At 68.0% G+C, this 20453-nt stretch carries 16 protein-coding genes; 7 read left to right on the forward strand and 9 right to left on the reverse strand.

The window, feature by feature from the left end:
- Positions 1 to 50: 50 nt before the first annotated feature.
- The 4 genes from OG555_RS16975 to OG555_RS16990 form a co-directional block, all read right to left on the reverse strand.
- Entirely contained in the window at positions 51 to 710 is a 660-nt protein-coding gene (locus OG555_RS16975) for a Rid family hydrolase (protein WP_329483862.1), read from the reverse strand.
- A complete protein-coding gene (locus OG555_RS16980; RefSeq protein ID WP_329483863.1) occupies positions 707 to 2284 on the reverse strand; it encodes a flavin monoamine oxidase family protein in 1578 nt (525 codons plus the stop codon). The genes OG555_RS16975 and OG555_RS16980 overlap by 4 nt, the downstream gene beginning before the upstream one ends.
- Positions 2285 to 2398: 114 nt before the next feature.
- Positions 2399 to 3184, reverse strand: coding sequence for a S1 family peptidase (locus tag OG555_RS16985; RefSeq protein WP_329483864.1), 786 nt, complete (start codon positions 3182 to 3184; stop codon positions 2399 to 2401).
- 174 nt (positions 3185 to 3358) lie between these two features.
- Positions 3359 to 5491 carry a bifunctional polysaccharide deacetylase/glycosyltransferase family 2 protein gene (locus OG555_RS16990; protein WP_329483865.1) on the reverse strand — a complete coding sequence of 711 codons (2133 nt, stop codon included), beginning with the start codon at positions 5489 to 5491 and terminating at the stop codon, positions 3359 to 3361.
- 36 nt (positions 5492 to 5527) lie between these two features.
- Here OG555_RS16990 and OG555_RS16995 point away from each other — a divergent pair, with 36 nt between their 5' ends.
- The 6 genes from OG555_RS16995 to OG555_RS17020 all read left to right on the forward strand — a co-directional run bounded on the left by OG555_RS16995 (position 5528) and on the right by OG555_RS17020 (position 13923).
- A complete protein-coding gene (locus OG555_RS16995) occupies positions 5528 to 5818 on the forward strand; it encodes a hypothetical protein (RefSeq protein WP_329483866.1) in 291 nt (96 codons plus the stop codon).
- 406 nt (positions 5819 to 6224) lie between these two features.
- Positions 6225 to 8342 (forward strand): glycogen debranching protein GlgX, encoded by a 2118-nt coding sequence (gene glgX, locus OG555_RS17000; RefSeq protein ID WP_329483867.1) that lies wholly within the window; start codon positions 6225 to 6227, stop codon positions 8340 to 8342.
- Positions 8339 to 10750, forward strand: coding sequence for a malto-oligosyltrehalose synthase (gene treY / locus OG555_RS17005; protein ID WP_329483868.1), 2412 nt, complete (start codon positions 8339 to 8341; stop codon positions 10748 to 10750). The genes glgX and treY overlap by 4 nt, the downstream gene beginning before the upstream one ends.
- Before the next feature lie 4 nt (positions 10751 to 10754).
- Positions 10755 to 12482, forward strand: coding sequence for a malto-oligosyltrehalose trehalohydrolase (treZ, locus tag OG555_RS17010; RefSeq protein WP_329483869.1), 1728 nt, complete (start codon positions 10755 to 10757; stop codon positions 12480 to 12482).
- A gap of 159 nt (positions 12483 to 12641) precedes the next feature.
- Positions 12642 to 12842, forward strand: a complete 201-nt coding sequence (locus OG555_RS17015) for a hypothetical protein (protein ID WP_329483870.1) — start codon at positions 12642 to 12644, stop codon at positions 12840 to 12842.
- 256 nt (positions 12843 to 13098) lie between these two features.
- Positions 13099 to 13923 (forward strand): SAM-dependent methyltransferase, encoded by an 825-nt coding sequence (locus OG555_RS17020; protein ID WP_329483871.1) that lies wholly within the window; start codon positions 13099 to 13101, stop codon positions 13921 to 13923.
- A 2-nt stretch (positions 13924 to 13925) separates the two neighbouring features.
- On the opposite strand, the gene OG555_RS17025 is transcribed toward OG555_RS17020, so the two are convergent.
- Positions 13926 to 15995: a penicillin acylase family protein gene (locus tag OG555_RS17025; protein ID WP_329483872.1), complete on the reverse strand. Its 2070-nt coding sequence runs from the start codon at positions 15993 to 15995 to the stop codon at positions 13926 to 13928.
- A gap of 77 nt (positions 15996 to 16072) precedes the next feature.
- Between OG555_RS17025 and OG555_RS17030 the strand changes: the two genes are divergently transcribed.
- Positions 16073 to 16522, forward strand: a complete 450-nt coding sequence (locus OG555_RS17030; protein WP_329483873.1) for a GNAT family N-acetyltransferase — start codon at positions 16073 to 16075, stop codon at positions 16520 to 16522.
- On the opposite strand, the gene OG555_RS17035 is transcribed toward OG555_RS17030, so the two are convergent.
- The 4 genes from OG555_RS17035 to OG555_RS17050 are packed head-to-tail and all read right to left on the reverse strand — an operon-like array spanning position 16497 to position 20448.
- Positions 16497 to 17123: a TMEM175 family protein gene (locus OG555_RS17035; protein WP_329483874.1), complete on the reverse strand. Its 627-nt coding sequence runs from the start codon at positions 17121 to 17123 to the stop codon at positions 16497 to 16499. The two genes, OG555_RS17030 and OG555_RS17035, sit on opposite strands and share 26 nt — an antisense overlap.
- 25 nt (positions 17124 to 17148) lie before the next feature.
- Positions 17149 to 18651 carry an arabinosylfuranosidase ArfA gene (gene arfA, locus OG555_RS17040; RefSeq protein WP_329483875.1) on the reverse strand — a complete coding sequence of 501 codons (1503 nt, stop codon included), beginning with the start codon at positions 18649 to 18651 and terminating at the stop codon, positions 17149 to 17151.
- A 28-nt stretch (positions 18652 to 18679) separates the two neighbouring features.
- Positions 18680 to 19507: a carbohydrate ABC transporter permease gene (locus tag OG555_RS17045; RefSeq protein WP_329483876.1), complete on the reverse strand. Its 828-nt coding sequence runs from the start codon at positions 19505 to 19507 to the stop codon at positions 18680 to 18682.
- Entirely contained in the window at positions 19504 to 20448 is a 945-nt protein-coding gene (locus OG555_RS17050) for a carbohydrate ABC transporter permease (protein ID WP_329483877.1), read from the reverse strand. The genes OG555_RS17045 and OG555_RS17050 overlap by 4 nt, the downstream gene beginning before the upstream one ends.
- Between the last annotated feature and the right edge of the window lie 5 nt (positions 20449 to 20453).

Raw genomic sequence — 20453 nt, forward strand, 5'->3', positions numbered from 1 at the left:
GATTGCGGCCGGATGCCCTGGCGTCGGCTCGCCAGGGCATCCGGATCCGTTCAGCGCTCGGCGGGGTAGGCCGCGTCGACTTCGACCTCGACCAGCCAGCCGTTCACCGGCAGATTCTCGATCTCCAGGGCGAAGCGTGACGGCCTGGCCGTGTTGACCACGAACGGTTTGGCGGGTGGCGCCGTACCGAGGGGGACGGGGACGTACTGACCGGTGGTGAGGTCGGTGTTGGCGAAGTACTGGCGGTAGGCGCGGTTCCAGCCGGCGAAGTCGGCGGTGGCCGCGCCGGACGGATTCTGCAGGAAGACGCGCATCGTGTAGACGTCGGCATAGGACAAGCCCGCGGCCTGGAGGTTCTCGCCGATGCGGCGGAGGACGTTGATGCCCTGGGCCTCGGTGATGGTGACGCCCGCGGGGAGCGTGCCGCCGGGGAACACGACGGTGTCGACGTACGACGCTTCCGAGCCGGCCGGAGCGCCCGTGTTGAGTGCCGTCGGGCCGATCCCGCTGGTCTTGTAGACGGGGGTGTTGGCGCCGATGCCGACACCGCTGGCGATCATCGGGTTGGACTGAGCGGCCGGCAGAGCCGGTACGACGGTGCCGGGCTTCGGCGGCTTGGGTTTGTCCCACCAACCGGCGGCCGTCGTCGCGCCGCCACCGAAGGACAGCGCGACGACCGTGATACCGGCGAGCACCGCGCGTTTCCTCATCGGCTTGTCACCCGGGTGTGCAGTGCGGTCACGGTTGCGCGGGCGGACACGATCGCGCCGTGCTGCCAGGCGATGGTGTGGGACAGGTGGTCGCCGGCGAAGTAGATGTTGCCGGTGGCATCGAGCAGCCGGGCGTAGATCCCGTCGGTCTGGGACGGCCAGCTGACCCAGGACGCCTCGGAGTACTTGGTGCCGAGCCAGTTCACCGAGAACGCCGCCTTGACGTCCTTGGTGTACACGTCTCCGTGCATCTTGGCGCCCTGCATCAGGGCTCGTTCGAGCCGGGCCGCCGGCGTCAGAGCGCCGTACGCGTTGGCGTTCGAGCCGGTGTTGTAGTAGCCGATGACAGTGCCGCGTTGGCCGTGGAAGCCGGTCGACGGGTACCAGGTGTTGACCGTGTCGAGAGAGCTGTTGGTGATACCGCCGTAGATCTTGTGGTCCTCCTCCCACCAGCGCCGGCCGTACTCGATACCGATCTTGCCCGCATTCGTCGGACGCGCGTACTTCAGCGCCTCGATGATCGGCGCCGGCAGGTTCGACGGGACCTTCGCAGCCAGGTGCGGCGGCAGCGTGCAGATGGCGTAGTCCGCGGTGACCGTCCGGGTCCGCGTCCCGGTCGTGTACGTGACCTCGACGCCGGCGCCGGTATTGCGCAGTCCGGTCACCTCGGCGCCGTAGGTGATCTTCTCCCGGCCGATCGCCTTCTCGAAGGCGTACGGGATCCGGTCCATCCCGCCGACCGGCTGGAACATCATCATCGCCTGGTCCCAGCCGAACTCGAACGAGAAGTAGTTGCCGACACCACTCGCGAAGACATCGCTCAGCGGGTACGGCGCGGCCGTCGTCCCGCCCTCCAGCCCGGCTCCCGGTTCGACGACGTAGCCACGACGGCCGTCGGTGCCGGTGTAGGCGAAGCCGGCCGCCTTGTTCCCGATCGAGCCGAAGCTGCTGAGGAACCCGATCAGCGCGTCCTTGTCGGCCTGCGTCAGCAGGCTGTCGAGCGCGCCCTGGTCGGTGGCTGTGGCAAGCAGTTCGGCGACATAGCCGTAGACGTCCGCCTTGGCGGTGCGGTGCCGGATCGCCTTGCTGGACAGGGCTGTGGTGCCCTCGCGGTAGAGGTACGCGTCGGCGTTCTGGTTGACGAACGGTTCGATCGCGACGCCGAGTTCACGGCAGTACTCCAGCGTCAGGTGGTGCTGTGGTAGACGGCCCGGGCCTGCGTTCATGTACTGGCCGGGCGAGAACGTCGCCCGCTGGGTGTTGCCGGCCAGATCGGTCTCCACGGTGCCGCCGCGGACCGTCCAGTTGCGGCCGCCGGGGCGGTTGCGGGCTTCCAGCAGCGTGACCTTGTAGCCGGCCTTGAGCAGTTCGTACGCCGAGGTCAGACCGGAGATCCCGGCACCGAGGACGACGACGTGCTTGCTGTCGCGGCCGTGCAGGTCAGCCCGCGACGGAGCGGCGTACGCGGGAGTCGCGGCGCTCGTGAGACCGAGCGCCGACATCGTGGAGTACAGGACACCGGCTCCACCGGTGATACCGACCTGTTGCAGGAACTGACGTCTGGTCTGCGCCATGCCTTCTCCTCACTGGGCAACGGGGTAGCTGACCAGAAAGGTAAGGACCTGGTGTTTTCGGAGTGTGTCCGGGCGGTGACGACCTGAGACCGGTACTGACAGGTATGTTTCGGCTTAACGAACCTGTTGGAACTGTGCCCGCAGGGCCTTGACGGCGGGCGCGATTTCCGCGTAAACACCAGGAAATCCGGGCTCCGCGCAGCCCTTGCCCCAGGACACGACGCCGAGCAGGCGGCTGTTGAGGACCAGGGGTCCACCGGAGTCGCCCTGGCAGGAGTCGGCGGTGCCGTCGAGGTAGCCGGCGCAGATGTTCGAGGCGGCGGCGTACCCGTGGGCGACGTACTCCTTGTTGGCCAGGCAGGTGCTGTCGCCGAGGTCGGGGACGGCCAGCTTCTGCAAGGTGTCGTCGGGCCCGGTGCCGGCCGTGTCGCCCCAGCCGTAGACCGTCGGTACGGCGCCGCGCCGGTCGGCCTTCGGGTTCGTCTCCAACTGGATCAACGGAACACCGGTGAAGGGGCGCGACAGCGTGAGTACGGCGAAGTCGTTGCGGTTGTTCTTCGTGTTGTACCCGGGATGGATCCACACCTTGCTGATCCCGGACACCTGCCCGGTGCTGTCATCGCTGAGATCGGCCCGCCCTTGGACAGCGACGTACGTCGACAGCGGCTTGATCATGCAGTGCGCGGCGGTGACGAGCTTGTCCGGCCGCACGAGCACCGCACCACACCACCGCCCGGTCGCCCCGGCGACCGCGGTGTTGGCGAGCGACACCGCCCACGGCGCCTCGCTCACACTTGCCAGCGTCCCCCCGACGACGAACGGCTTGTCCGTCGACGCGGCCACCGACCCCGCCGTGACAAGCAGAAGAGCACTGGCAAGAACTGCGGCCCGTTTCAGCATGCGCCGAACCTACTCCACGTGACGATCCGGATGCGTCAGGTGACCTCGATCAGACGTGCAAAGTGGTCACCCCGGCCACGCATGCCGGGGTGACCACGTCTCAGGAGTTATGCCCGGAATACTGCGCAAGAACTTCCTTGCTGCGGAAGCGATCGCCGCGCTTTCTCCGGCGGTCTAGGGAAAACCTTCGGTGCTCGCCGGGGCTTGCAGACTTCCGTAGCGTTCCATTCTTTGCCAGCGCAGCCGGGTCCCGGCCAGTGCGGTGAAGACGGACTGGATGACCACCAGGTACATCAGTTGCCGGTAGACGAACTGCTGTAGCGGGAGGGTCCACAACGGCCCCGCCCGCTCGCCGTCCAGGCGGAACGCATACAGGCCCATGCCCATTTGCACGACGAGGAAGCCGAGCCAGACCAGCAGCACCCGCACCGGGTCGAGGAACACCAGGCCATAGAGCGAGAAGACGTCGACCACCGGTGCGAGCAGCGGCAGGAGTACCTGGAAGAGCAGGAGGTAGGTCAGTCCGCGCCGGCCGAACTTCCCGGCCTGGCCCCGCTGCACCCACGCTCCGCGGTGCTTCCACATCGCCTGGATCGTGCCGTAGCACCAGCGATACCGCTGCCGCCACAGCGCATCCAGTGACGCCGGCGCCTCCGTCCACGCCACCGCGCGCTCCTCGTAGACCACGCGCCACCCGTCCCGGCACAACGCCATCGTCAGGTCGGTGTCCTCCGCGAGCGTCACGTCGCTCAGTCCACCGATCCGCTCCAGCGCCGTACGACGGAACCCGCCGACCGCACCGGGCACCGTGGGCATGCACTCGGCCAGGTCGAACAGCCGCCGGTCCAGGTTGAACCCGATCACGTACTCGATGTGTTGCCAGCGACCGAGCAGCCCGCCACGGTTGCCCACCTTGGCGTTGCCGGACACCGCACCGACGGCCGGATGTCCGAACGGCTGGATGAGCATCCGCACGGCGTCCGGCTCGAACACCGTGTCTCCGTCGACCATGACGATCAGGTCGAACCGGGCCGCCTGCATGCCGGTGTTGAGTGCGATCGGCTTGCCGGCGTTGGCCTGCCGGATGACCCGGACTCCGGGGATCCGCAGTGACTCGACGAGATCCGCCGTACCGTCGGTCGAACCGTCGTCGACCACGATCACCTCGAGCGGATGGTCCGACGCCACCAGCGATCTGATCGCGGCCTCGATCCCCGCGCTCTCGTTGTACGCGGGGACGATCACACTGACCGGTTCGGTCACCGGCGGACCGTACAACCAGTCCCGCATCCGGGCATGACGCCGCGCCGCGATCAGCGTGGTGATCGCCCGCAACACGGCCAGCGCACCAGCGGCGTACAGCAGCCAGGTGAGGAGCTTCAGGACGAAGTCGCTCAACCACATCGCCCAGATCACCGCGAGTCCGCGGCCGCGGTCCAGCAGCCCGGCCTTCCGCGTCGGGTCCGGCAGGCCGACGGCGTCGCTGACGGTCGCGAAGCGGAACCCGCGCGCCTTGAGCCTCGGAACGAGTTTCGACAGCGCCTCGACGGTCTCGCTGCGGTCACCACCGGCGTCGTGCATCAGCAGCACCTGTCCGGCGCTGCTCCGCGGCATCGAGTTGGCGATGATCTGCGTCGTACCCGGTTTGCGCCAGTCCTCGCTGTCCTGAGTGGTCAGCACGGTCAGGTAGCCGGCCTTGCGGGTGGCCTCGATGCTCTCCCAGTCGCGGTCGGTCAGCTCAGCCGGCTCGGACGAGTACGGCGGCCGGAGTAGCGTCGTGGTGACTCCGGTGGCACCGGCCAGGATCGACTGGCTCTGTCGCAGCTCCATGTCCCGGCGCCAGCCTGCCACGGTGGTCAGATTCGCGTGGGTGAAGGTGTGCACGGCGATTTGGTGGCCCTCAGCAACAATTCGCCGGGCCAGCGCCGGGTGGGCGGCGATCTCGGTGCCGACGACGAAGAACGTCGCATGCACTTTCTGGGCTTTCAGCAGGTCGAGGATCTTGGGTGTCCAGACGGGATCCGGTCCGTCGTCGAAGGTGAGCGCGATGGTGCGGGGCTTCGGTGACGCCGACCTCGGCTGTCCCTCCCCGGCGTCGATGACCGGCCCACCCTTGACGATCGACGGCGGCGCTCCACCGAGCTTGCCGGGTGACCTGACCGCGCCGTCGGGCTCCGCGCCGTACATGTGATGCGTGTAGCCGTTGAGGAGCAGCATGGTCGCGAGGCAGACGAGCAGCATCGTCAGAACGAACCAGTGCGTCCGCAACGGGACCTGTTTGGCGCGGCGTGCTACCGGACGGCTCACGGCTGGGGCGGTGTCTTCGTATGCCCTGGAGGCGCGGTGGGCTTCTTCCCGTTGTTCCCGTTCGTCGGCGTGGAGGTCGGCGCACCGGGTGGTGTGGTGGGTGCCGTCGTGACCGGCGCTGTGGTGGGCACTCCGGTGGTCCCCGTTGTCGGCGCCACCGTCGGTCCGGCGGTCGGGACGCCCGGTGTCGGGATGGCTGTGACCAGTGTGACGGCCGGCGTCGTCGCGCCGTCGGTCGGCGCGGGCGACTGGGTGGCGCCGGGGTCGCTCGGGCTGCCGGTCGGCTCGCTGCCACTCTTCGGCGTCGGACGTGATTCATCCGTTTGAATCGCCTCTGGACCTGGAGTGACTTGTGGCCGGTGGTTGGGGCCTGAGGCGGCTTCGGGGAGTGGGATCAGCGGTGTGTCCAGGCGAGGCCCGCCCAGCAGGCTGCTGCTCATCAGGATGAGATAGCCGACGATGGGTACGGCGAGGAAGGCTCCTGCGCGGCGGAGAAGGCGACGACGTTGCCCGGTCGAATCCAGGAAGACTGGACGCCGGGCGGAGGGCGATTTCACAAGGCCGAGATCTTACCGATTACCCGCGGGTCACGGCAGTCCCTTACGGAAGTACTCCGGAGCCCTTTACACAAGACCGCCTGAGCGTAGTTGCGGTCCGACGCACCGGGATGAATTCTCAGCGCAAACCACCCCGCCATGCCGCGACCGGGGACCGGGGTGGCTACTGTCATCAGGTGCAGAAATGGCCTGGTCGCCCTTATCCCCTTGGAGCCACGTATGACGGCTCCGGGACGAACTTCGCGGTGTTCTCGGAGGTAGCTGAGCGAGTAGATCTGGCCCTGATCGGCGACGACGGGACCGAACAGTTGGTGCAGCTGACCGAGGTGGACGGATTCGTCTGGCACGCGTACCTGCCGGCGGTGCAGCCGGGGCAGCGGTACGGGTTCCGGGTGCACGGACCGTACAACCCGGCCGAGGGGCACCGGTGCAACCCGTCCAAGCTGCTGCTGGATCCTTACGCGAAAGCGATCGATGGGCAGATCGACGGTGACGAGTCACTTTTCAGCTACCGGTTCGCCAAGCCCGACGAGCTGAACACGATGGACAACCGTGAGCACACCATGCTCTCGGTCGTCACCAACCCGTTCTTCGACTGGGGCAACGACCGCCCGCCGGGGCACGACTACCACGAGACGGTGATCTACGAGGCGCACGTCAAGGGCCTGACCAAGACCCACCCGGCGCTGCCGGAGGAGATCCGTGGCACGTACGCCGGGATCGGCCACCCGGCGATCATCGACCACCTCAAGGAGCTCGGGGTCACCGCGATCGAGCTGATGCCGGTGCACCAGTTCGCTCAGGACGGGCATCTGCAGGAGCGGGGCCTGTCCAACTACTGGGGTTACAACACGATCGGTTTCTTCGCCCCGCACAACGCCTACTCCTCGCTGGGCGGCCTCGGCCAGCAGGTGACCGAGTTCAAGACGATGGTGCAGGCGCTGCACGAGGCCGACATCGAGGTCATCCTCGACGTCGTCTACAACCACACCGCCGAGGGCAACGAGCTGGGCCCGACGCTGTCGTTCAAGGGCATCGACAACGCGGCGTACTACCGGCTGGTGGACTCGGCCAAGTCGCACTACTACGACACCACCGGCACCGGGAACAGCCTGCTGATGCGGCACCCGCACGTGCTGCAGCTGATCATGGACTCGCTGCGCTACTGGGTCACCGAGATGCACGTGGACGGATTCCGGTTCGACCTCGCGTCGACGCTGGCGCGCCAGTTCCATGAAGTGGACCGCCTGTCGGCGTTCTTCGACCTGGTCCAGCAGGACCCGGTGGTGAGCCAGGTCAAGCTGATCGCCGAGCCATGGGACGTCGGCGACGGCGGCTATCAGGTGGGCAACTTCCCACCGCTGTGGACCGAGTGGAACGGCAAGTATCGCGACACCGTCCGCGACTTCTGGCGCGGCGAAAAGTACACGTTGGCCGAGTTCGGCTCGCGGCTGACCGGCTCGTCGGACCTGTACCGCGACGACAGCCGCCGCCCGTTGGCGAGCATCAACTTCGTCACCGCGCACGACGGCTTCACGCTGCGCGACCTCGTCTCGTACAACGAGAAGCACAACGAGGCCAACGGCGAGGGCGGCAACGACGGCGAGAGTCACAATCGCTCGTGGAACTGCGGCGCCGAGGGCGAGACCGACGATGCCGCCGTGCTCGCGTTGCGGGCCAAGCAGCAGCGCAACTTCCTGGCCACGTTGCTGATCTCGCAGGGCGTTCCGATGCTCGCCCACGGCGATGAGCAGGGCCGGACCCAGTCGGGCAACAACAACGTCTACTGCCAGGACAACGAGCTCGCCTGGGTGAACTGGGATCTCACCGAGGAGCAGCAGGACCTGCTGGAGTTCACCGGCGAGCTGGTCCGGTTACGCAACGAGCACCCGGTGTTCCGGCGCCGCCGGTTCTTCCACGGCGACACGGGCGTCGACGGGCTGGGCGACCTGGTCTGGTTCACTCCCGACGGTCAGGAGATGCAGAACGGCGACTGGAGCCGCGACGACGCCCGTGCGGTGGCCGTCTTCCTCAACGGCGACGCCATCTCCGAGCCGGACCTGCGCGGTGAGCCGGTGGTGGACGATTCATTCCTGATCCTGCTGAACAGCAACTACGAGTCGCAGGACTTCCTGCTGCCCGTGAAGGAGTACGGCGAGGCGTGGTCCGTGGTGGTGGACACCATCAGGCCGACCGGTCGTGCCGAGGAACGCGAGCACACCGCGGGCAGCACCATCCGGATCGAGGCCCACGGCATGCTGGTCCTGACCCGGCCGCGGCGGGCCGCTGGATGACGGCGATCCCGCAGGCCACTTACCGGCTGCAACTGCGCGCCGAGTTCGGGTTCGACGACGCCGCCACGGTCGTCCCGTACCTGTCCGGCCTCGGGATCTCGCACGCCTACCTGTCCCCGATCCTCCAGGCCGCGCCCGGCTCCACGCACGGGTACGACGTGGTGGACCACAGTCGCCTGTCCGAGCCTGCCGGTGGTCGCCCCGCGTTCGACCGGCTGGCCGCACGGCTGGCCGACCATCGCATGGGGGCGGTCGCGGACGTCGTACCCAATCATGTGGCTGTACCGACACCGGCTCGGCTCAACAAGGCGCTCTGGTCGGTGCTGCGGGACGGGCCGGGGTCGCCGTACGCCGAGTGGTTCGACGTCGACTGGGGTTCGGGTAACCAGCCGCTGCTGATGGCGGTGCTGGGCCAGCGCATCGGCAGGGTGCTGGCGGATGGCGAGCTGTCGGTCGCTGGCGACGTACTGCGGTACTACGAGCACGAGTACCCGCTCCGGCCAGGGACTGAGAACCTGCCGATCGCGGAGCTGGTGACCGAGCAGTGGTACCGCCTCGCGCACTGGCGGGTCGCGGACGAGGAGCTGAACTACCGGCGCTTCTTCGACGTCGACACCCTCGCTGCGGTTCGCGTGGAGACACAGGAGGTCTTCGACGCGACGCACGAGCTGCTGCTGGCACTGCTGCACGAGGGCAAGCTCAACGGCTTCCGCATCGACCATCCGGACGGTCTGGCCGACCCGCGCGGCTACCTCCGTCGGCTGGCCGAGCGCACCGGCGGTGCGTGGGTCGTGGTCGAGAAGATCCTCGAAGGCACCGAAGAACTTCCCCACGACTGGCCCTGCGCCGGCACCACCGGGTACGACGCTCTGCTCCGAGTCGGCGGCCTCTTCGTCGACCCGGCCGGTGCCGCACCGCTTGCGGCCTTGCACTCCGAACTCACCGGCGCACCTGCCGACTTCGGCCCGGTCGTGGAGGAGGCGAAGCGAGAGGTCGTCAAGCACGGGCAGTACGCCGAAGTGCATCGGCTGGTGGAGCTGCTCGCCCGCATCTGTCAGGACGACGTACGACTGCGCGATCACACGCGCCGTGCGTTCCACGAGGTGGTCGTCGAGCTGCTCGTCCACTTCGACGTCTACCGGGCGTACGTCGTACCAGGGGAACAGCCGGCGCCGACCGCGATCGACGCTCTGGAGCGCGCGGCCGGGAAAGCCCGGCAGAACCTGGACGACGACCGCCAGGAGACGCTGGACGTCGTACTGCACCTGCTGCTCGGCAAGGAGACCGGGACGGCGAGCCGGATCGACGAGCACGCGCGGCACGAGCTGATCGTTCGGTTCCAGCAGACGTGTGGGCCAGTGATGGCCAAGGGGGTCGAGGACACCGCGTTCTACCGGTGGTTCCGGCTCACGTCGCTGAACGAGGTCGGTGGGGATCCAGAGCACTTCGGCGTGACACCGGAGGAGTTCCACGCGTTCGCGGCCCGGCTGAACCAGCACTGGCCGAAGACGATGACCACGCTGTCCACTCATGACACCAAGCGATCCGAGGATGTGCGTGCGCGCCTCGGTGTGCTGTCCGAGCAGCCCGCTGCGTGGTCCGAGGCGGTCCGCGAGTGGTGGCGGTTGTCGGAGGACCACCGGAGCCCGGTGCTGGACGGGAGCACGGAGTACCTGTTCTGGCAGACCCTCTTCGGCACCTGGGACGACGGACCGCTGCCTGAGGACCGGCTGCAGGCGTATCTGCTCAAGGCGATCCGCGAAGCCAAGCGCCACACCACCTGGACCTCCCCGGACGAGGAGTACGAACAGGCCGTCGCCGCCTTCGCGAGTGCCGTCCTCACCGACGCCGCGGTGCTGGAGTCGGTACGGCGCTTTGCCGCACGGCAGACCGAGTTCGTCCGGGCGGCCACGCTCGGCCAGAAGCTCGTGCAGCTCACGATGCCCGGCGTACCGGATGTCTATCAGGGCACGGAACTGGTCGACCTGTCCCTCGTGGACCCGGACAACCGGCGGCCCGTGGACTACCAGCACCGGATCGACCGGTTGCGGCGCCTGGACGACGGTGCCAAGCCGGACGACCTGTCCGACGAGAAGCTGCTCGTCACCTCGCGAGCGCTCCGCCTTCGGCGGCAGTACCCGGAGGCCTTCGCCGGCAGCTACACCCCGCTCCCGACATCCAACGGTCACGCGGTCGCCTTCGCTCGTGGCGACGCGGTCATCACGGTGGCGACCCGGCTGCCCGCGGCACTGCATCGGCTCGGCGGTTGGGGCGACAGCACGGTGGTGCTGCCGAGTGGCCAGTGGAAGAACGTGTTGACCGGCCACGAGGTGGGTAGTGGAGCAGCCCGGATCCACGAGCTGCTGGAGAACCTCCCGGTGGCCCTACTAGGGCGTGTCTGGAGCTGATGTCATGCACACCTTCACCGTGTGGGCACCGGCCGCGTCGTCGGTCGACCTGGTCCTGCGGGACGGCGTACTGCCCCTGCGCCCGGCCGCCGACGGCTGGTGGAAGCGGAAGGTGGTCGAGGCTCACCACGGCACCGACTACGCGTTCTCGATCGACGGAAGCGAGCCGCTGCCGGATCCACGCAGCCCGTGGCAGCCGGACGGCGTTCACGGCTTCAGCCGGGTCTTCGACGCGGACCGCTTCGGCTGGACGGACGAGGACTGGATCGGCCGGGATGTGCGCGGCTCGGTCTTCTACGAGCTGCACATCGGGACGTTCACGCCGGAAGGCACGCTGGACGCGGCTGCCGAGCACCTGGATTACCTGGTGGTGCTGGGCATCGAGGTGGTCTCGCTGATGCCGGTCGCCGCGTTCCCCGGCCGCCACGGCTGGGGGTACGACGGTGTCCACCTCTACGCGGTTCACGAGCCGTACGGCGGGCCGGAAGCGTTGCAGCGGTTCGTCGACCGATGCCACGACGCCGGACTGGCCGTGTGTCTGGACGTGATCTACAACCACCTCGGTCCGAGTGGCAACCACCTGGCCGGCTTCGGTCCGTACTTCACCGACCGGCACACGACGCCGTGGGGTCCGGCGGTCAACCTCGACGACACCTACAGCACCGAGGTACGCCGCTGGGTGTGTGACAACGCACTGCGGTGGTTCCAGTCGTTCCACATCGATGCGTTGCGGCTGGACGCCGTCCATGCGCTGGTCGACGACAGCCCGGTGCACCTGCTGGCACAGCTGTCGCTCGAGACCGAGGAGCTGTCCGAAGAACTCGGTCGGCCACTCGGACTGGTCGCCGAGTCCGATCTGAACGACCCACGCGTCGTCGAGCCGGTGGTCGACGGCGGTCTGGGGATGACCGCGCAGTGGAGCGACGACTTCCACCACGCGCTGCACAGCCTGCTGACCGGCGAGCGCTTCGGGTACTACGTGGACTTCGGGGACCCGGCCGTGTTCGCGAAGACGCTGACGCAGGTGTTCCGGCACGACGGCTCGTACTCGACGTTCCGCGGGAAGGACTGGGGCCGGCCGGTCGACCCGGCGAGGCACCGCGGTGCCGAGTTCCTCGCCTACACCTCGAACCATGACCAGATCGGCAACCGCGCGCTCGGTGATCGACCCGCGCTCACGCCGGGCCAGCTCGCGATCGGCGCCGCGCTCGTGGTCACTTCGCCGTACACCCCGATGCTGTTCATGGGGGAGGAGTGGGGCGCCTCGACGCCGTGGCGCTTCTTCACCGACTTCGACGAGCCGGCCCTCGGCGAGGCGGTCCGGACCGGCCGCCGACGCGAGTTCGCGGCGCACGGCTGGACCGCGGACGAGATCCCGGATCCGCAGGACCCGCAGACGTGGCGCAGTTCGGTGCTGGACTGGTCCGAGCTCGACGACTCACCGCACCACGAGCTGCTCGCCTGGTATCGCCACCTGCTCGCGTTCCGCGCGCGGATGCCGGAGCTGCGCAACGACCGGCTGGACTCGGTCGGCATCTCGTTCGATCCCGGCGGGGACTGGCTGGTCGTGGCACGCGGCAGCCTGCGCGTGGTGGTGAATCTGGCCGCGGCCGGGGCCGTGGTGCCGGTCGACGAGGTCCCGGAGTACCTGGTGATGGCCTTCGGCGCCGGGGAGCTGGTCACCGGCGGTGTCCGGTTGCCGGGTCACGGCGTTGCGATCGTCGCGGTCTGAGAATTACCAACGGCCCCCAATTCCGGCGCAATCCAACAGAACCTGGCGTTCGAGCCTGTTGATCGATGGTGATTTCCGGAATCGCTTGTGCGCACGCGTCCCGTGACGCAACGTGGAATCGCCAGCAGGGGAAGCCGGGGGGTAGACGGGAGGATCTGAGTGACTATCGGAGGCGTCGATACCTACTACGACTACGAAGAGAAGCAGTGGAAGAGCCGGCGGCTGGGCGGCGGACCGATCCGCCGGGGCCCGGTGTGCCCGGCCCCACGGACCGCGGACCACACGCTGCACGAGCCGCCACCTCGCGAGCGCCATCCGGCCGGCCGCGAGCACGACAAGCCCAAGACCGTCCTCGGCTGAGAGACCGGTGGCAGGACCCGCCAGATCAGGTCACCGCACTCATTCGATCAGCACCACCACAGCGGCCGTCGAGCCGGAACCCGACGGCCGCTGCGGCCTGCCCGGCCACCACACCGAGCCCTGACCCGGCTGACCCGCGTTCGGGAACCGGTCAGTAGCACAAAGCTCGGCAAAGACTGGCCGGGGTCGCGCGCGAGGCCGTTCGGGGGTCGCATAGAGTGACTGCTGTCACCACCGGATCGGAAGGACCGCCGCGATGGCCGATGCAAACGAGCAGGTTCCGGAGAAGCCGCCGTTCCCCGGATTCGACGTGAGCAAGCCGAGTATCGCTCGCACGTACGACTACCTGCTCGGAGGCAAGGACAACTTCGCCGTCGACCGGGCGTTCGGGGACAAGTTCATCACGGACCTGCCCGGCTCCCGGCAGATCGCGCCCGACAACCGGGGCGCCCTGATCCGGGCGGTGCGCGAGATCGTCTCGAACACGCCGGTCCGGCAGTTCGTCGACCTCGGCAGCGGGCTGCCGACCGCGGACAACGTCCACCAGGTCGCCCAGCGGTACGCCCCCGATGCGAAGGTCGTGTACGTCGACAACGACCCGATCGTGCTCGCCCACGGCCGCGCGCTGCTCGCCGAGAACGACAACACCAGCGTCATCCAGGCCGACCTGCGCGACCCGAAGGCGATCTTCGACCACGAGGAGACCCAGCGGCTGATCGACTTCACGCAGCCGGTCGGGGTGATCTTCAGCGCGACCCTGCACCACGTGAACGACGACGAGGACCCGGCCGGCCTGGTCCGGTTCTGGTACGACCGGATCCCGTCCGGCAGCTACGTCTTCATCAGCCACTTCCGCAGCGAGAACGACCCGCGCAGCCAGGAGTTGGAGCAGGTGCTGCAGGGGTCGCTGGGTCGCGGCCGCTGGCGCACCGACGAGCAGATCCTCGCGCTCTACGGCGACGGCTTCACCGTCGTCGAGCCGGGCCTGGTCCCGGCCGTCCAGTGGCGCAACCCGGACGCGCCGGACGAGCTCTCCGACTGGCAGCGGCTCATCGCCGCCGTCCTCGCGGTCAAGGACTGACCTCACCCAGGAACTGTGCCCGGGTGAGGAAGGCGAACTGCGCCGTCTTCGTCGTCCTCGCGGGTGAGTGAGCCCTCGACCGGAGCGAGCTCACCGCGCTGCCACAACGGGAGCTGGTCATGATGATGCGGATCCCCGAGTACGCCGGACGCGCCCAACGGCACGACCCATCCACTCGCCGAGCGATCCGCGAGATCGAAGGCATAGCGGGCCGCGGAGCCGCGGATGCACACGTCGGTCAGGCCGGGAAGGCTTGACGTCGACATCACGCAGTGGTGGTCGCCGGACACCCCGAGATCGAACGGCTCCTCGTCCGGCGCGAACACCGGACCGCGCAACGCATGCAGCGGCGACAGTTGATGGGTCTCACCCCAGGGCGGCCTGGCCTTGCGGGCGGCCACTTCCTCGAGCGCTTCCCGGGCCAGCCAGCCGACGTTGACGTCCGGGAGCAGGTCGGTCGGGATCAGGTTCTCCAGCGCGAACGAGACGTGCGTGAGGGTGTCCATCCACGGCGCGAACACCTCCGCGCAGTGGGCGTCCTCGAGCATCGTGAGGTGGTCGGTCAGCCGGGAGACGAGCGCTTTGCGGAGCGCGGCGTACGACGAGGCCGTCGTACTCGCGGCGTCCATCCGGCGATCCCAGCCGAGGAACTCGGTGCGCAGGGCCACGGCTTGTTCGGAGAGATCCTCCAGGCCGGGCAGGAGATCCAGGATCGATCCGGCGGATCCGAGGAAGGTGTCGGTGTGGATGTCCGGCATCTCGCCGACCGACCACATGGGCCGGGAGGCGAGGAGCTCCCGGATCCGGCGGGACCGGTGCGGGGTGGCGAACTCGACGCCCAGCGGTGCCGCGAGCTCACGCGCGTTCGCCATCACGGCCGGCCCGTCGACAGTTGCCCGCGGCATCGGATCGTGCCAGCCGTCCCACTGGTGCTCGGCCTCCCACGCCGGTACGACGCGCAGCCGGTTGCTCTCGTGCCGGCGCGGAACCATCCCGGCCGTCCGATGCAGCAAACCACCGGCGGTGTCTGCCGCCAAGACCACGTTGACCGGCTCCACCCACTGCTCGAAGGCGGCATCGACATCGTCCACGGTTGTTGCTCGGAGCAACTTCGGCAGTACTTCGAAACCCAGTCGGCTGGTCACCCGGGGCGGATACCTCAGACTGATTCCGTCCGTGATGATCGGACCGCGGTCGGTCTCGATCACCTCCACCTCGATCGGGTCGGCCCCACTGACCTCGACCACCTCGGTGTGCACTGCGCACGCAGTCCAGCCCTCCGGGCCGAGGGCCTCCACGCCGGATCCGGTGCGGCGGAGTTGTTCGGCGTACAGGTCCTGGTAGTCGGCCATGGCGTTGGTGATGGCCCACGCGACCTTTCCGGTGTGGCCGAAGTGGGCGAGACCCGGGATGCCGGGGACGGCCAGCCCGAGGACGTCGTACTCGGGGCAGGTCAGTTGGATCTGCTGGTAGACGCCCGGGCTCTCGATGTACCGGTGCGGGTCGCCGGCGACGATCGCCTGGCCGGAGGTGGTGAGCGAGCCGGGGATCAGCCAGCCGTTGCTCCCGGACGTGTGCGGCCCTTCCGAGCTGAACAACTCGAGCGCTTCGTCGCCGAGATGCCGGGCGACGTGTGTCCGCCACAACTTCGAGGGGAACCCGGCGAACAGGACATGCACCGCCAGCCAGATCCCGAGTGGCGTCCACGGCTCCCACTCCTGCAACGTCAGCCCGGTCTCGGCGAACTCCGGCGCGCGCCGGGCTCCACCTGGAAGTGCGTGGTTGACGCCGTCGACGTACGCCGTGATCCACTCCCGCGTCTCGTCGTCGAGCGCCTCGAAGCAGCGCCGCGCGGTATCGGCGAGCCGGGCCTGCCGGGCGAACACGTCCCACGCCGCTGCCTCGGAACCGAGGAACGCCGCACTCGTCCCGAGGTAGCGCCGCCGCTCGAACTCGATCTGCCAGGCCCGGTCGCGAGCGACGTTGATGCCTTGCAGGTACACGAGGGCAAGGGGGTCTCCGGCTTGCAGGTGTGGTACGCCGTACGTGTCCCGGAACACCCTCGCATTCACAGCGGTCCTCGTTTCAGTCAGGTGAGCCTGCTACCAGACAGCGCTCGGGTCATGGCGGGCAGCGTAACCTGACGCGCGTGATCAGACGTCTCGATTTGTCCGACCCAGCGGTCGCCGAGCGATTGCTGAGGATCCAGCACGCCGCGTACGCCGTGGAGGCCGAGCTGATCGGCTTCGACGGCATCCCGCCACTGCAGGAGGATCTAGCCGGTCTGATGGCGTCGACCGAGCACTGGCTCGGCCGGTACGACGGTGCCGTGCTGGTCGGCGCGGTCGCCTACGAGCTGACCGACGACTCGGTGGACATCAGCCGACTGATCGTCGACCCGGCCTACGCCCGCCGCGGCCATGGTCGTGCCCTGCTCGACCACCTCGACCAGCTGGAGCCGCGACCGGTCAGCCTGGTATCCACCGGCAGCGCGAACACGCCGGCGATCACTCTCTACAAGGCCCGCGGCTACACGGAGACCGACCAGGTCGAAGTCGCTCCGGGGGTGTACGTCACGCAGTTGAGGCGCGTGTCCTGAGCTGCTCGAAGCCGTAGTACACCGCCAGCAGGAAGACGACCAGCAGTGTTGCCTGCGCGGAGATGAAGGACAGCCCGATGCAGGCCGCGTAGATCAAGGTGCCGATCGAGTACCTGAGCAGCGACCTCCGGACCTGGGCGTTCGTCATGTTGTGCTCGACCAGATGCTTGTGCAGGACGTGCCACCAGATCAGGCTGAACGCGATCGCGGCCAGGGTCAGGTTGGTGCTGTAGACGGCTGCGGCGACGCTGGCGTTGATCGAGTCGTCTCTGAGGTGCTCGGCGAACAGACTGGTCGGGAACGGCAGCAACGTGGCCCACAGCAACAGCTGCAGGTTGAGGAACAGCAGCCCGCGGTCGGCGCGCTGGATCTGGCGGAACAGCGAGTGGTGGTTGACCCACATCACCCCGAGGATCGCGAAGCTGGTCAGGTACGCCGCGAACTGTGGCCACTCGTGCACCAGTGCCGGCCACAGCCGTTGCCCCTCCTCGAGTTCGGGGCTGTGCAGCTCGAGGACCAGCAGGGTGATCGCGATCGCGAAGACGCCATCGCTGAAGGCTTCCAGGCGGTTGGTCTCGGCAAGGTCAGACTGGGTGCTCACGGCCACCCAGTCTGACCTAGCACCATCAGTCCGTCGACAGAGAAAGCGCTGTCCAGCTGATCGCTGGGAGCGTAATGGTCAGCTTGCCGTCGGCGAGGCTCACCGACTCGTGTGGCTGGGCGGTCACCCGGTCCGGGTGCGCGGCCGAGTTGGTGGCGAGTGGGTCCTCGTCGTGGACGATCACGGCCTCCTCGATCGCGGTGACGCCGGTCCGGCTGACGTCCACGGTGATCTCGACCGGGCCCTCGGTGGACCGGTTCACGGCGAAGACCGCGAGCCGGCCCTCGTCGTACGTCGCGACCGCGTCGACGGCCGGGATGTCGCCGTACTTGGCGGTGCTGACGGTCGGCGAGTCGGCCCGCACCTGGAGCACCTGGCCGGCGGCGAGCCGGGAGGTGATCGCGAACGGGTGGAACGTGGGCTGCCGCCAGGCCGGGCCGCCGGGCTCGGTCATGATCGGCGCGATCACGTTCGCCAGTTGCGCCAGGCACGCGACCGCGACCCGGTCACTGTGCCGCAGCAGCGAGATCAGCAGGTTGCCCACGACAACGGCATCGGTGACGTTGTACTCGTCCTCGATCCGCCGCGGCGCCACCTCCCACCGGTCGTGCGGGCCGTCGGTCCGGCGGGACCGTTCGCCGTACCAGACGTTCCACTCGTCGAAGGAGATGCCGATCTTCTTGCTGCTCTTGAGCTCGGCGCCGACGTGGTCCGCCGTCGCGACCACGGCCTCGATGAAGCGGTCCATGTTCACCGCCGAGGCCAGGAAGGACGCCGTGTCGCCGTCGTCGTTGCTGTAGTACGCGTGGCAGGAGATGTAGTCGACGAAGTCGTACGTCTCCCGCAGGACCTCCCGCTCCCAGGTGCCGAACAGCGGCATCCGTGACGAGGACGAGCCACACGCGACCAGCTCCAGATCGGGCTCGATCATCCGCATCGCCCGTGCCGTCTCTGCCGCGAGCCGTCCGTACTCCGTCGGCGTCTTGTGGCCGACCTGCCACGGGCCGTCCAGTTCGTTGCCGAGGCACCACAGCTTGACGCCGTACGGCGATGCGCCGTGCTGCTCCCGCAGATCGGACAAGGCGGTCCCGCCCAGGTGGTTCGAGTACTCCTGGAGGTCGAGCGCCTCCTGGACTCCGCGCGTACCCAGGTTGAGCGCCATCATCGGCTCGACCCCGGCCTTGGCGCACCAGCGGATGAACTCGTCCAGGCCGAACTCGTTCGTCTCGATGCTGTGCCAGGCGAGGTCGAGCCGGCGCGGCCGTCCTTCGCGCGGGCCGACGCCGTCCTCCCAGCGGTAGCCGGAGACGAAGTTGCCGCCGGGGTAGCGGACCACCGAGACGCCGAGCTCGCGGGTGAGCTCGAGGACGTCCTTGCGGAACCCGTCCTCGTCGGCGGTCGCGTGGCCCGGTTCGTAGATACCGGTGTAGACGCACCGGCCCATGTGTTCGACGAAGGTCCCGAAGGTACGGCGGTTCACGGGCGCGATCGTGAACGCGGGGTCGATGGTGAGGTTGGCAGCGGGCACCAGGTTGCTCCTGTCGTGGTGAGTGGTGTCAACCCTTGATGCCTGCGTCGCCGACGCCGCGGACCACATGGCGCTGGAACAGGGCGTAGACGATCAGCAAGGGAAGTCCGCCCAGGACCGCGGAGGCCATGATCTGGGCGTAGCGCAGGCCGTACGAGCCCTGCACGTTGGCCAGGCCGACCGGGATCGTCATCATCGACGGGTCGGTGGTCACGATGAAGGGCCAGAGAAAGTTGTTCCAGGCACCGATGAACGTGAAGATGCCGACGGCAACGAGGATCGGCCGCGACATCGGCACCATCACGCTCCAGACGATCCGCCACCGGGACGCGCCGTCGACCCGGGCGGCGTCCTCGTAGTCACGGGAGATGCCGTCGAAGAACTTCTTCAACACGACCACCATCACCGGCGCGACCACCTGCGGCAGCACGATGCCCCAATAGGTGTCGACCAGGCCGAGCCCGGTCATCTCCTGGAACAGCGGCACGATCAGCACCTGCGGCGGGACCAGGATGCCGGCGATGATCAGCCCGAACAGCACCCGCCGGCCGGGAAACCTGGTCCGCGAGAAACCGAAGGCGGCCAGCACCGACACCACGAGCGTCAGGCCGGTCACCAGGACGGACACGACGCTGCTGTTCAGGAACCAGCGGATCAGATCACCCTGATCGATGACGCTCTGATAGGCAGCCAGGGTCGGTGCGTTGGGCAACCAGGTGATGGGCGACCGGGTCGTTTCCGGCTCCGGTTTGAGAGACGTGTCCAAGGCCCACAGGAGCGGGACCAGCCACACGACTGCCAGGATGACGGCCCCGACGATGCTCGCCACCTTCGGGAAGGTCCACGACGTCCTCATTCGCCGGCCTCCTTCCGGCCGGAGAACAGTTTGAACTGCAGCAGCGCGACCACCACGATGACCGCGAAGAACATGTAGGAGATCGCCGACGCGTAGCCGATCCGGTAGTTGGTGAAGCCGTTCTCGTAGATGTACTGGATGATCGGCCGGGTCGCGAAGTTCGGCCCGCCGTCGGTCATCAGGTACACCTGGTCGAAGATCTTCAGCGACGCCACCAGCTGCAGGACGACGATCAGCCCGGTGGTCCGGCTCAGCAACGGCAGCGTGATCCGGAACAGCTGCTGCCGCCCGTTGGCGCCGTCGATCGAGGCCGCCTCGTACACCTGGGCCGGAATCCCTTGCAGCGCGGCCAGATAGAGCAGGAAGTTGAACCCCACGGTCCACCAGACGGTGGTGATCACGATCGCGAGCATGGCCCGGTTCTCGGTGTTCAGCCAGTCGATCTCGGCGAACCCACCGGCCGTCAGCAACCCGTTCACCAGGCCGAAGCCGGGCTGGTAGATCCACACCCAGATCAGCGTCACGACGGTGGCCGGCAGGACGAACGGAGCGAAGTACGAGAACCGCAACAGCCAGCCCAGCAGGCCTTTGCGGTTGGCGAGCAGAGCCATCAGGAGCGCGATGATCACCAGCGGCGGCGTACTCATCGCGGTGAAGATCAAGGTGTTCTTCAGCGACGACCAGACAGCCGGGTCGCCGAACATCTCCCGCCAGTTCTCCAGGCCGAGGAACTGGTGCTTGACCCCGGCCAGGCTGGTGTTGAAGAAGCTGTTCCACAGCCCGGACACGATCGGCCAGAGCAGGAAGACCGCGAACAGCAGCAGGAACGGCGCCACGAAGAACAGTCCGCCCCAACGCTCCGTCCACGGGCGGCCAGTGCCCGGCTTCGGTGCGGCCGGTCGGGTGGTACTGAGGGCACGAGGTGGTGTCTGCACAGCCATGATGG

Origin of the sequence: Kribbella sp. NBC_01484, assembly GCF_036227145.1 — a bacterium.
GTDB lineage: Bacteria > Actinomycetota > Actinomycetes > Propionibacteriales > Kribbellaceae > Kribbella.

What these genes read in the sequence shown, in the direction of transcription:
- OG555_RS16975 (WP_329483862.1), bottom strand. Translation starts at nt 710, where the DNA reads ATGAGGAAACGCGCGGTGCTCGCCGGTATCACGGTCGTCGCGCTGTCC.
- OG555_RS16980 (WP_329483863.1), bottom strand. Translation starts at nt 2,284, where the DNA reads ATGGCGCAGACCAGACGTCAGTTCCTGCAACAGGTCGGTATCACCGGT.
- OG555_RS16985 (WP_329483864.1), bottom strand. Translation starts at nt 3,184, where the DNA reads ATGCTGAAACGGGCCGCAGTTCTTGCCAGTGCTCTTCTGCTTGTCACG.
- treY (WP_329483868.1), top strand. Translation starts at nt 8,339, where the DNA reads ATGACGGCGATCCCGCAGGCCACTTACCGGCTGCAACTGCGCGCCGAG.
- treZ (WP_329483869.1), top strand. Translation starts at nt 10,755, where the DNA reads ATGCACACCTTCACCGTGTGGGCACCGGCCGCGTCGTCGGTCGACCTG.
- OG555_RS17020 (WP_329483871.1), top strand. Translation starts at nt 13,099, where the DNA reads ATGGCCGATGCAAACGAGCAGGTTCCGGAGAAGCCGCCGTTCCCCGGA.
- OG555_RS17045 (WP_329483876.1), bottom strand. Translation starts at nt 19,507, where the DNA reads ATGAGGACGTCGTGGACCTTCCCGAAGGTGGCGAGCATCGTCGGGGCC.
- OG555_RS17050 (WP_329483877.1), bottom strand. Translation starts at nt 20,448, where the DNA reads ATGGCTGTGCAGACACCACCTCGTGCCCTCAGTACCACCCGACCGGCC.